We start from the raw sequence: 13,216 nt of genomic DNA on the forward strand, positions 1-13,216 counted from the left end.
CGGTCGCATGATGATACGTGTGGATTGGCAGTTTAAAGGAACAGTCCGGGGGCCGGGCGGGTTCCTTCGGGGAATTTGACGCCGACTTTCTGGATCTTGTTCCCGTCCATGACGGCAACGGTCCAAATAGTTCCATTCCATTCAATCTGGTCGCCGACCACCGGTTCGCCACGGTTCTTCTGCACGATGAACTGACTGAGCGGCATGCCGGGATCGATGCCGTCGAGTTTCAGGCCATACAGCGCTGCCACTTCGCCAAGACGCGCGTCGCCTTCAAGCACAAAGTCGCCGAAGAAACGCAGGTCCTGACCACGTTGCGGGGCCTGACTGAAGAGTTTGCCCAGCGCAGGAAGGTCATGTTCATGGCCGATGACGCACAGCAGGTCACCCACTTCCAGCGTCGTGCTGCCGGACGGGTGGAGCAGTTGCTGGCCGCGGAACAGCGCTGCGATACGGGTGCCTTCCGGCATTTTCAGTTCGCGCAGTGCGGCGCCGATGCACCACTTTTCGGCGCCCAGTCGGTAAACGAACAGCTCCCATTCGCTGGTGACATGAACCTCCAGCGCTGCACGGGAAACAGGGGCGGGTTCTGGTGGCACCGTGACCTTCAGCAGTTTGGCCATCCACGGCAGGCTGGTGCCCTGCAGCAACAGCGAAACCAGGACGATGAAGAACGCCAGGTTGAAATACAGTTGAGCATTCGGCAGCCCGGCCATCAGCGGGAACACGGCCAGAATGATCGGAACTGCGCCCCGCAGGCCGACCCACGCGATGAATGCCTTTTCGCGTCCATGAAATACCTTGAACGGCAGCAGGCCGACCATCACCGACAGCGGCCGCGCGACAAGGATCATCCACAGCGCCAGCCCCAGAGCCGGAATGGCGATCGGCAGCAGGTCATGCGGTGTGACCAGCAGACCCAGCACGAGAAACATGCCGATCTGCGCGAGCCACGCCATGCCGTCGAGCATGTGCAAAATGCCGTGACGGCTGCGGATCGGCCGGTTGCCGAGTACCAGGCCGCACAGGTACACCGCAAGGAAGCCGCTGCCGTGAATGGCATTGGTCAGCGCAAAGATCGCCAGACCGCCGGCAATGACCAGGATCGGGTACAGACCGGCCGCCAGATTGATGCGATTGACCAGTTGCAGCAGGATCCAGCCGCCCCCCAGACCAATGAAGCTGCCGATGCCGAATTCCTGAATCAGATGGCCCAGAAGCCCCCAGTGCAGGCCGGTCTGGCCACTGGCGATCATGCCGATCAGGGTGACGGTGAGAAACACTGCCATCGGGTCGTTGCTGCCCGATTCGATTTCCAGGCTGGCGGTTACCCGTTCATTCAGGCCTTTGCCACCGAGCAGGGAGAACACCGCTGCGGCGTCTGTCGAGCCGACGATGGCGCCGATCAGCAGGCCTTGAATGACGCTCAGGTTGAACAGCCAGGCGGCCATCATGCCGGTCAGCACGGTGGTGATGAGTACGCCGACGGTCGCCAGCGACAAGGCTGGCCAGAGCGCTACCCGGAAACTGGAAACCCGCGTGCGCAGACCGCCGTCGAGCAGGATGACCGCCAGGGCCAGGTTGCCGACCAGGTAAGCCGTAGCATAGTTGTCGAAGATGATCCCGCCGCCATCGACACCTGCCACCATGCCCACTGCCAGGATGATGACCAGAATCGGAATGCCGAGGCGCGAAGAAAGGGAGCTGACCAGGATGCTTGCGGCTACCAGCAACGCGCCGATCAGGAACAGGCTGTTGATGGTGGTGGCGTCCAAGGGCGGTACTCCATAGAAAACGAAACAAAAGCGGGAAGAGCGAAAACTGACCATGCAGTCCGCGTGCCAAGCGATTTAACCTGTTGAATTGCTTGGCTGTCAAAGTGCAATTTCAAGCAAGCGGGTACAGGAGGGTGGATCACGCGCTTCAGCGCACAGTATGCGCCACCGCCGAGCCGCTGCTGAATATCTATATACCGCGTGCGAGTCGTTCAGGCGTTTTATTGTCTGCGATCCAACTATCAGAGTGTTTTCATCATGGACGATGAATATGCAACAAACCTGGACGCTGTCCACCCGGTCAATGACGACGACCCTTACGCAGCGTTCTGGGAGCGTGTGCGGGAGGATTTTTCGGTCAGCGATTACTTTCGGTTGAAGAAAATCACGCTGCAATCACCCGCGACCCAGGCGTGCGATGACATCAGGCAGGAATGCCTGTCCAGGTGGGGCGTCGAGGTTGAGCCGGACGAAACACTGATCGCTACGGTGTACCTTGAAGACCCGAGGGTCTACCCCGTGCCGCTGCGCGCCAATGTCGCGCACTCGATGACGTTGACCCAGGCGTTGCTGTGCAACTGGCAACAGAAGGGCAATGGCGACTGGTTCGATCACCTTGGGCATTTGCAGGCTCACCGCGACCATGGGTTCAATTGCCGGGTGGTAGATGAAAAGCTGACGGCGTCAGAGTGTGTCGCCTATGAGGCTGTCTATCGAAAAACCAGCCCCCAGCGTTACGATTCGACCACGCATCTTTCCATCAGGGCCGATGCATTCAAGCACTACGTGTGGGATCACAATCTGCAGTCTCGTTACCTCACGTACCTGCAGCAGTTCTGGCAAGCGCATTCCAAGGACTACAACCTGATGCTCAAGGCAGGGCTGTTCAGGGCTGCCTGTCTGCAGGCCGATGAGCACACGCTGAAGGCCGAACACAAGGCGATGATTCTGGAAGCGCTGGGTGTGCCTGACAACCAGGGCTGGGATGAACTGAGCTTCGATGCTTTTCTCACTGCTCCGGTGTCGCGCCGCGTGACGATTTCAGAGTTGATCGTTTACGGCTACAGCGCTGTTGACCTTATGGTCATACGTAGCGCGGACTCTCCGACGGTTCTGCTGTATATCCCCGGCAACTCGTCGCCCATTCATGCTTTTATGAATGAACATGCGCTCAAGGACTGGATCGGCCAACTCTGTCGGGACCCGGTGAAGCGCCGCCTCTTCGAGGCGCATTTCAGCGCAGCGGATGATGACGACGGTTTTTTTTACAGCGGCGTTGCGACCGCCTTGCAAGGCTTTGCGGTGTACCCGAAGCTGCTGAATGCGGCGACCGGTGCGTGGAACCCCCGAAAGCTGGTGCAGTTCGGTGAACCTCTGCACCCCTGGCCGTTCTCGCACTTCAAGGACCGGATCAAGGCAAAGTCCGAATCCGATGCGCTGCAAAAGATCCGGGGTCACGGTGACTACTGGAAAGCAGAAGTCAGCAGTGGCCTGAGCGAATGCGTGTCTGTGCTGGGCGGCATTGCGATTGTTTTCCCCGAACTGATGCCTGTGTTCGCAGGGCTGTCTGTTGTGCTGGCCGGGCTGGGCGTCGATCAGGTGCGTAACGGTCGTACGCTAGAAGAGCGACAGGCCGGGCTGGGTCGGGTGGTCTTTGGCGTACTGAATGCGTTGCCAATCGTTGCCGAAGAAGCTGCGCCGATTGAAGCCGGACTCGACGCTGGCTTTATTGACGAAGCAGGCGGCGGCTATGAAATTTCAGGCCCCGTTATGCCTTTCGAACCGTCGATTGAAAACGGGCATGCTCCGGTTTTCAGGGCTCAACCTCCGGCGCTAAGCTCGCTTGACGCCAAAATGCGTCGTTTGTTGCGGGCACTTGAGGCGCCTTGTGAATGGCCGGAGATCGCTCAGGGCGAGTTTGCCGGTGTCTATCCTGTTCAAGGTAAACACTACATTGAACTGCATGACCGGGTATTCCGCGTGGAGTGGATCGCTCAGGAAAAACAGTTTCGTATCCGTTCGCCTTCGGACCCGCGCGTGTGGGGGCCGTACGTAAAGACCCTTGATACCGGTTACTGGGACCTTGACCTCAAGCCGGGGTTGCGAGGCGGGGAAAGTTTCGACGGCTCGCACCTGCCACCGATCAGTGAACCCATTGACGCGCCGGTATCGGTTACGCCGGACGAGCCGGAAATTCCATTGCAGCGCAGAGAGGCCAAGGTGCAGGTGGAGTTGCCGCTGGACGGTGTTTCAACTGAAGAAGTCCCCAGTGCCGAGACGGGGGCGATCAAGGAAAAATACTTTATTCGCCTTAACGGCGTGAATACGCGCATCTACTACGATGCAGACAACGGCTGCTGGAAAACCGATTCGGCATTGGCAAAACCGGTATGGCTCGACCCGAACGGACAGTGGAAAAGCGGTTCGCTGAAGATGTTCAGGAGCGTGGAAACCTCGTTTCCCCAGAGTAAACGTTACGAGATATACACCTTCCCTCGGCTGCCCGAATTACCGACAGAGGCTCAGCCTGTCAGTCGTGTCATTCATCACCTCTGGATGGGTGACAGCGTTCCTGGCGATGAATTGTTGAAGAACATCCAGCGCAACATGAGTGTCAGCCCTGGGGTCCGTTTTCATTTGCACATTGATATCGACGCTCCCCAGGCATACGACCAACTGTCCGATTACTTTCGTGAGCATCCCGAGATGCACATTTCACATCTGAAAGATGAACCGTTCTATGCGGATTTTCTGAACGGTGAGAATGGCGAGGCATTTCATTATTTTCGTCACTCTGAAAACCATAACTACGCGGCCGCATCCGACATCTTGCGGTATCGCCTGATCAACGAATATGGCGGTATCTATGTCGATTGTGACGATGAAATAGCGAGCTCGTTTGCAGGCGCTGAATTGCTGGCCGGACCGAACGATGTCCTTTTGGGCACACGTCTGGATGCGCCGTCGTTAAGCTACACCGGGCCAGGTAACAGTCATTTCGCCAGCCATCCTGATAACCCTGTCCTGCGCCGGGTGTTAAAGGAAATAACCCGGCGTTTCGAGCGCGAGCGGCAGGCGAACAAGGCTTTCTTTACGACGCCTCGCCCCGTGATGAATAACGCAACCGAGGCGCTGAGGCTGGCGTCGAAGGCGCGGATGAAACCGTACATGACCCGTATCTCGGAGCTGACCGGCCCCAGGCTGTTTTCCGATGTGCTGCGAGAGGCGCGCCCCGACTATTTTGACTTGCTGGACCGCTCCTACTCGCCGGTTGATGAGGTCTTGTCCGTGGCGTATATCGAGCGTCTTAATAACGCAGTCGATTTTTACTTCCCTTTCAAAGTAAAAGCGCAGATCAAGGCCGGCAGTTCGAACCAGTGGTAACGGAATCAGAACCACGCTTCTTGCATCGACAAACACGTGTCATCGCGGTTTTCCAGAATCGCCAGCTCGTGATGGCAGCCCGGCACTTCCCATGTCAGGAAGTAGCGGGCTGCTTGCAGTTTGCCCTTGTAGAAGTCGTTATCGGCCTGATTGCCTGTGCTCAAGCCTTCCTCTGAACGGATCGCCTGTTCCAGCCAGCGCCAGCCAATGATGGTGTGCCCGAATACCTTGAGGTACAGCGCCGAGTTGGCAAGGGTGCTGGTGATTCTGCCCTGAGCCATGTCGGTCAGCAGCCCCAGCGTGACGGCTTGCAGGCGTGCCACCAGGTGTTCGAGAGGCTGGCGCAGTTCATCAAGGGATTCGTGCGCCTGTGCGCGCTCGCAGGCACTGGAAATAAGACGCAGCAGTTGTTTGAGGCCGGTGCCACCGTTCTGGGCCAGCTTGCGGCCCAGCAGGTCCAGCGACTGAATGCCGTGCGTGCCTTCGTGAATCGGGTTGAGACGGTTGTCGCGGTAGTACTGCTCGACCGGGTACTCACGGGTGTAGCCATGACCGCCGAGCACCTGGATCGCCAGTTCGTTGGCCTTCAGGCAGAACTCCGATGGCCAGGATTTGACGACGGGGGTCAGCAGGTCCAGCAACTCGTGGGCGTGTTTGCGGGCGTCTTCGGTTTCGCCGGTCTGGGTGTCGTCGAACAGTCGCGAGGCGTACAGGCACAAGTCAAACGCGCCTTCCACGTAAGCCTTTTGAGTCAGCAACATGCGCCGTACATCCGCGTGTTGAATGATCGGAACGGGCGTGCTTTCGGGGCTCTTGCTGTCGGGCAACCGACCCTGAGGCCGCTCACGTGCGTAGTCCAGCGAATACAGATAACCCGAGTAACCGAGCATGACGGCACCCAGGCCTACACCGATGCGCGCTTCGTTCATCATCTGGAACATGTACGTCAGACCCTGATGCGGTTTGCCGACCAGATACCCGACGCACGCTCCCTGATCGCCGAAGTTGAGTGCAGTGGACGTTGTGCCTTTCCAGCCCATCTTGTGGAACAGCCCGGCCAGCAGCACATCGTTGCGCTTGCCAAGGCTGCCGTCATCGTTGACCAGAAACTTGGGCACGATGAACAGCGAGATCCCTTTGACCCCGCCTGGCGCATCCGGCAGCTTTGCCAGCACCAGGTGGACGATATTTTCCGACAGCGAATGATCGCCCCCGGAGATGAATATCTTGTTGCCGCGCAGTCGATACGTGCCGTCGGAAGCGGGTTCGGCGCGCGTGCGAATGTCCGACAGTGACGAGCCAGCGTGCGGTTCGGTCAACGCCATCGTGCCAAAGAAGCGGCCTTCTATCATCGGTTTAAGAAAGCGCTGTTTCTGTTCGTCACTGCCGAAACTTTCGATCAGATTGGCCGCCCCCATCGTCAGAAACGGGTATGACGTGGTCCCGACATTGGCGGCCTGGAAGTGGGCAAAACAGGCCTGCGATAACAGGGTAGGCAATTGCATGCCGCCTGCTTCGAAGTCGCGTGATGCATTGAGAAAGCCAGCCTCAAGGAACGCGTCTACGGCCGGCTTGACCTCAGGGATCAGAATGGCCTCGCCGTTTTCATAGCGCGGCTCGTTCTCGTCTGCCTTGCGATTGTGTGGCGCGAAGTACTTTTCCGCGAGGGTACGTGCCGTGCCCAGTGCTGCATCGAACGTTTCCCGCGAATGTTCGGCAAACCGTTCACGCCGGATCAGCCCTTCGGCGTCCAGCACCTCGTACAGCTCGAAAGCCAGATTGCGGGAACTGAGCAGCAACTCGGACATGATGGCGCACCTGTTCTTGGAATAGGCTCAGTCTAGGTCGCGTTGCAGGGGGAGGGTAGCAAGATTGATTCGGGTGATAGGCGGGCGTGGTGCCGCCGTATTGTGATACTGGAACGAAAGAGCGGAGGCAGAGCGTCCAGGCCTGCATGCCAGCGCGGAGCGCTCAGCGATACACAAAAGTCCGCTTTTTGAGTATCGCCGGAGGCCGTGGGGGTGAACCTGTTCACGAAAGTGCCGGTATGATCGCCGAAAAAAGCATCCTCTGAAACACCGTCTTCGCGAACAGGTTCGCTCCCACGCCCTGCGGGCAGAGGCCTTAAGGCTGAGCGCTTCGCGTCACCTGCTAAAGCGCTGTAGCCTCACCCGATCGTCATCAAGCTCGCATTGCCCCCGGCCGCTGCGGTGTTGACGCTCAGCGCGCGCTCGATCACCAGACGCTCCAGCGGGACATTGGTTTCGCCGTGGGAGAGACCGTTGACACCGACTATTGCACCATTGCGCCGGGCGATCTGCTGGCAGATGGCGCGCAACTGATCGGAATCGCCGTGGTGCAGGACGGCGTCTATGGCGACCTCGTCCTTGCTCCAGTCCGGGACCAGCTTGATACGTGCCTGCACATCTTTCGGCAGACGAGCGCGAAGCGGCTTGCTGACATCGGTTTCCGGCCAGATGGCCGAGCCACCGACAGCCAGAACGGCAGCCAGTTGAATCAGCAGGTCGCCTTCGTCATCGGCCAGGCACAGCACGTGTTCGCGCGGCAGGATGGCGTAGCTGTTGCGCTCGCCGGTCGGGCCAGCCAGCTGGCGAGTGATGCCGCTTTGTGACTGCTCGGCGTACAGGCTGCACAAGGCATCCAGTTCGGCATGTTGGTGGCTGGCCGCCCAGGCTTTCAAGGCTTGCAGCGGTTTGCTCAACACGTCACGCAAGCGGGTATCCGGCGCAGACAGCGCGTCGCCGCGTACGAATGATTGCTCGATGGCATCCTGCGGTCGCGTCGACAGCAGGCGATACAGGTACAGCGGGCCACCGGCTTTCGGGCCGGTGCCGGACAGGCCCTCGCCGCCAAACGGCTGAACACCCACCACGGCCCCGACGATGTTGCGGTTGACGTACACGTTACCGGCGTTGACGTTGTCGATCACCTTGGCGATGGTTTCGTCGATCCGGGTATGCACGCCGAGCGTCAGGCCATAACCGGACGCATTGATCTGAGCGATCAGCTGGTCCAGTTCCTTGCGCTTGTAGCGCACCACGTGCAACACAGGGCCGAAGATTTCGCGTTGCAGCTCATCGAAGCTTTCCAGCTCGATCAGGGTCGGCATCACGTAGGTGCCGCGCTTGAGTTCGGCACTGTCGGCGATGGCGACCTGATAAACCGTGCGTCCCTTGTCGCGCATGGCCTGGATGTGTTTCTCGATCCCGGCCTTGGCTTCAGCGTCGATAACCGGACCGATATCCACGGACAGACGCTCGGGGTTGCCCAGACGGCCTTCAGCCATTGCGCCCTTGAGCATTTCAATGACTCGGTCAGCCGAGTCTTCCTGCAGGCACAGCACGCGCAGTGCCGAGCAGCGTTGCCCCGCGCTGTCGAACGCCGAGGACACCACGTCGATCACCACCTGTTCGGTCAGTGCCGAAGAGTCGACGATCATCGCGTTCTGGCCACCGGTCTCAGCAATCAGCGGGATAGGGCGGCCCTGCGAATCCAGACGCCCGGCCACGTTGCGCTGCAGCAAGCGGGCGACTTCGGTGGAGCCGGTGAACATCACCCCTTTCACGCGCTCATCACCTACCAGCCCGGCACCGACGGTTTCGCCACGGCCTGGCAGCAATTGCAGCACGCCTTCCGGAATACCGGCTTCAAGCAGCAGGCGCACGGCCTGGGCGGCGATTAGCGGTGTCTGCTCGGCGGGTTTGGCCAGCACCGGGTTACCGGCAGCCAGCGCTGCGGCAACCTGCCCGCTGAAAATGGCCAGCGGGAAGTTCCACGGGCTGATGCAAACCACCGGCCCCAAGGGGCGGTGGCCGTCGTTGGTAAAGTCATTGCGCGCCTGCACGGCGTAGTAGCGCAGGAAGTCCACCGCTTCACGCACCTCTGCGATGGCGTTGGCGAACGTCTTGCCTGCTTCACGGACCAGCAAGCCCATCAGCGGCTGAATGTCGGCTTCCATCAGATCGGCCGCGCGCTCCAGAATGGCTGCACGCTCGGCAGGCGGCGTGGCCTGCCAGATTGGGCCAGCACTCAAGGCGCACTGGATGGCGTTATCGACATCCTGCAGCGAGGCTTCCTGCACATGCCCCACCACATCACGCAGGTCCGAAGGGTTCAGCGCTGCGGTCAGGCTGCCGGCACCGGTCGGGCAGCCGAGCATTGGCGCGGCCTTCCAGTCATTGTGCGCAGTGGCCAGCAGCGCCGAAGACAGCGAAGCCAGGCGATGCTCGTTGGCCATGTCGATGCCGCTGGAGTTGGCGCGCTCAGAACCGTACAGGTCACGCGGCAGCGGAATACGCGGATGCGGCAGGCCGAACCCCCCTTCCTGAGTCGCCATGCGCTCGATCTGGCTGACCGGGTCGGCCACCAGTTCCTGAATGGAGATCGAGTGGTCGGCAATGCGATTGACGAACGAGGTATTGGCGCCGTTTTCCAGCAGGCGACGGACCAGATACGCCAGCAGTGTTTCATGCGTGCCGACCGGCGCGTAAACGCGACAAGGACGGTTCAGCTTGCCATCGGCGACCTTGCCGACGACCTGTTCGTACAGCGGCTCGCCCATGCCATGCAGGCATTGGAATTCGTACTGGCCGGGGTAATAGTTCTGACCGGCAATCTGGTAGATGGCTGCCAGCGTATGGGCGTTGTGCGTGGCGAATTGCGGGTAGATGACTTCCGGCGCCGCCAGCAACTTGCGGGCGCACGCGATGTACGAAACATCGGTGTACACCTTGCGGGTATACACCGGGTAGCCTTCCAGGCCTTCGACCTGCGCGCGCTTGATTTCGCTGTCCCAGTAAGCACCCTTCACCAGACGGATCATCAGGCGATGGCGGCTGCGACGTGCCAGATCGATCACGTAATCGATCACATACGGGCAGCGCTTCTGATAAGCCTGAATCACGAAACCGATGCCGTTCCAGCCGGTCAGTTGCGGCTCGAAGCACAGGCGTTCCAGCAGATCCAGCGACAGCTCCAGGCGGTCGGCTTCCTCGGCGTCGATGTTCAGGCCGATATCATATTGTTTAGCCAGCAAGGTGAGCGACAGCAGGCGCGGATACAACTCCTCCATCACGCGTTCGTACTGAGCGCGGCTGTAGCGCGGGTGCAGTGCCGACAGCTTGATGGAAATGCCCGGTCCTTCGTAAATGCCCCGACCGTGCGAGGCTTTGCCGATGGAGTGAATGGCCTGCTCGTAGGACGCCAGGTACTTCTGCGCGTCGTGCTCGGTCAGTGCGGCTTCACCCAGCATGTCGTAGGAATAGCGGAAGCCCTTGGCTTCAAAACGGCTGGCATTGGCCAGGGCTTCGCCGATGGTTTCACCGGTGACGAACTGCTCGCCCATCAGGCGCATGGCCATGTCGACGCCCTTGCGGATCATCGGCTCACCGCTCCTGCCGATGATGCGGCTCAGCGAAGAGGTCAGGCCTGCTTCGTTGTGTGTGGCGACCAGCTTGCCGGTCAGCAGCAGCCCCCAGGTGGCCGCATTGACGAACAGCGAAGGGCTGTTGCCCAGGTGCGGCTGCCAGTTACCGTTACTGATCTTGTCGCGAATCAAGGCGTCGCGCGTGCCCTTGTCCGGAATACGCAGCAGCGCTTCGGCCAGGCACATGAGGGCAACGCCTTCGTGAGAAGACAGCGAAAACTCTTGCAGCAGGCCCTGAACGATACCGGCACGGCCACCGGCGCTTTTCTGGTTGCGCAGCTTTTCGGCAATCGAGGCGGCCAGCTTGTTGGTGGCTTCTGCCACAGGCGCTGTCAGGCGAGCCTGCTCCAGCAGCATGGGGACTACTTCGGGCTCCGGGCGACGGTAGGCAGAAGTGATCGCGGCGCGCAGCACGGATTGCGGTTGAATGCTTTCGGCAAAATCCAGAAAGCATTGCAGCCCGGTGTCTTCTGCCAGTTCGCCACGGTCATCATTGTCCTTGCCTGTCGAGCCGTTCAGCTCCAGCAGGGTTGCACCACTCTCCAGCTTTTCCAGGTAATTGAAGATCGCCTGCTTGATCAACCAGTGTGGCGTGCGGTCGATGGACTGGGCGGCGGCTTTCAATCGCTCGCGGGTCGGGTCGTCAAGTTTGACGCCCAGCGTGGTAGTGGCCATATGTTGTCCTCATTATAGCCACTCGAACGTGGCATCGGCTTTGGCGCAGATTAGCGCTGGAGTTCATGGGGTGCAACCGAGTGCAACCCTGTTTCGACAATATTTTGTGACATTCCTGCCGATTGGCTCAGGAAATGTCCGCTACGCTCATTACTAGTGCGTGTATTTTTGTGTGTTGCGCCAAAAGCGCCCTAAAATAGGGCGAAAAATCGCGTAAACCTGTTTTTTTGTAACAGGTGCAACTTGCGCGATGAAATGGGTTGCACCTTGTTCGGTTTGTTTCATAGGATTCGTTTCTCGGTGCAACCGTGACTGTCATTCCGCAGGGAATCAGTCAGCGCGGTGTCGGGTGCGAACGTGTGGATCACCATCAGGTGGCCCGCTGCCGCATCAGGTGCCAACATAAAAACAATGCCAAGGCAGAACTCATGAGTGTCAGCAACCCTACCTTGATCACGTTCGTGATCTACATCGCGGCAATGGTATTGATCGGCCTGATGGCCTATCGCTCGACCAACAACCTTTCGGATTACATTCTCGGCGGACGCAGCCTGGGCAGCGTGGTCACGGCTCTGTCGGCGGGCGCTTCGGACATGAGCGGCTGGCTGCTGATGGGGTTGCCGGGTGCCATTTACATGTCCGGCCTGTCGGAAAGCTGGATCGCAATCGGGCTTATCATCGGTGCCTACCTGAACTGGCTGTTCGTCGCCGGCCGTCTGCGTGTGCAGACCGAACACAACGGCGATGCACTGACCTTGCCCGACTATTTCAGCAGCCGTTTCGAGGACAATAGCGGGCTGCTGCGCATCATCTCGGCCATCGTGATTCTGGTGTTCTTCACCATCTATTGCGCCTCGGGCATCGTCGCCGGCGCGCGTCTGTTCGAAAGCACTTTCGGCATGCCGTACGAAACTGCCCTTTGGGCCGGTGCTGCAGCGACCATCGCCTACACGTTCGTCGGTGGCTTCCTGGCGGTCAGCTGGACCGATACCGTGCAGGCCACGCTGATGATCTTCGCGCTGATCCTGACGCCGATCATCGTCCTGTTGGCAACCGGGGGTATCGATACCACCTTCCTGGCGATCGAAGCGAAGGATCCGACCAGCTTCGATATGTTCAAGAACACTACCTTCATCGGCATCATTTCCCTGCTGGGCTGGGGGCTGGGTTATTTCGGTCAGCCGCATATCCTGGCGCGCTTCATGGCGGCAGATTCGGTCAAATCGATTGCCAGCGCCCGTCGCATATCCATGGCCTGGATGATCCTCTGTCTGGGTGGCACGGTCGCTGTAGGCTTTTTCGGTATAGCGTATTTCTCTGCTCATCCGGAGGTGGCCGGTCCGGTGACTGAAAACCCGGAGCGTGTGTTCATCGAACTGGCCAAGTTGCTGTTCAATCCGTGGATTGCCGGCGTGCTGCTTTCGGCGATTCTGGCGGCGGTCATGAGCACACTGAGCTGCCAGTTGCTGGTATGTTCCAGCGCACTCACCGAAGACTTCTACAAGGCTTATCTGCGCAAGAACGCGTCTCAGGTCGAGCTGGTCTGGGTCGGTCGTGCAATGGTGCTGCTGATCGCGATCATTGCCATTTTGCTGGCCGCCAACCCCGAGAACCGCGTGCTGGGCTTGGTGAGCTACGCCTGGGCAGGTTTCGGCGCCGCCTTCGGCCCTGTGGTACTGATTTCGGTGCTGTGGAAAGGCATGACGCGCAACGGCGCACTGGCCGGCGTGATTGTCGGTGCTGTGACCGTGGTGCTGTGGAAGCAATTCAGCACGATGGGGCTGTATGAAATCATCCCCGGCTTCATCCTGGCCAGCATCGCCATCGTGGCGTTCAGCCTGATCGGCAAGCCTGCATCGGCATCCATGCAGACGCGTTTCCTCGCGGCTGAGCAGGACTTCAAAGCCAACCGTTGATAGCGTACTGCTGAAACGAA

5 protein-coding genes are annotated in these 13,216 nt (G+C 59.5%); 2 read left to right on the plus strand and 3 right to left on the minus strand.

Annotated features, from left to right (window positions below; genetic code table 11):
- Positions 1–32: 32 nt before the first annotated feature.
- Positions 33–1,775, minus strand: a complete 1,743-nt coding sequence (locus BW686_RS02795; RefSeq protein WP_084914110.1) for a potassium/proton antiporter — start codon at positions 1,773–1,775, stop codon at positions 33–35.
- Positions 1,776–2,030: 255 nt separating this feature from the next.
- On the opposite strand from BW686_RS02795, the gene BW686_RS02800 reads away from it, so the two are divergent.
- Complete coding sequence (locus tag BW686_RS02800) at positions 2,031–5,159, plus strand: dermonecrotic toxin domain-containing protein (RefSeq protein ID WP_373270979.1); 3,129 nt, start codon at positions 2,031–2,033, stop codon at positions 5,157–5,159.
- Between the two features lie 5 nt (positions 5,160–5,164).
- On the opposite strand, the gene BW686_RS02805 is transcribed toward BW686_RS02800, so the two are convergent.
- Both BW686_RS02805 and putA read right to left on the minus strand, forming a co-directional pair.
- Entirely contained in the window at positions 5,165–6,967 is a 1,803-nt protein-coding gene (locus BW686_RS02805) for an acyl-CoA dehydrogenase (RefSeq protein ID WP_084914112.1), read from the minus strand.
- A gap of 359 nt (positions 6,968–7,326) precedes the next feature.
- Entirely contained in the window at positions 7,327–11,280 is a 3,954-nt protein-coding gene (gene putA / locus BW686_RS02810) for a trifunctional transcriptional regulator/proline dehydrogenase/L-glutamate gamma-semialdehyde dehydrogenase (protein WP_084914113.1), read from the minus strand.
- A gap of 428 nt (positions 11,281–11,708) precedes the next feature.
- On the opposite strand from putA, the gene putP reads away from it, so the two are divergent.
- Complete coding sequence (putP, locus tag BW686_RS02815; RefSeq protein WP_084914114.1) at positions 11,709–13,196, plus strand: sodium/proline symporter PutP; 1,488 nt, start codon at positions 11,709–11,711, stop codon at positions 13,194–13,196.
- Positions 13,197–13,216: the final 20 nt, after the last annotated feature.

It is taken from the genome of Pseudomonas syringae (assembly GCF_002157375.1).
Taxonomy (GTDB): domain Bacteria; phylum Pseudomonadota; class Gammaproteobacteria; order Pseudomonadales; family Pseudomonadaceae; genus Aquipseudomonas; species Aquipseudomonas syringae_T.

Bases quoted from the DNA above. Each gene is read 5' to 3' on its own strand.
- BW686_RS02805 (WP_084914112.1), bottom strand. From the start codon at position 6,967: ATGTCCGAGTTGCTGCTCAGTTCCCGCAATCTGGCTTTCGAGCTGTAC.
- putA (WP_084914113.1), bottom strand. From the start codon at position 11,280: ATGGCCACTACCACGCTGGGCGTCAAACTTGACGACCCGACCCGCGAG.
- putP (WP_084914114.1), top strand. From the start codon at position 11,709: ATGAGTGTCAGCAACCCTACCTTGATCACGTTCGTGATCTACATCGCG.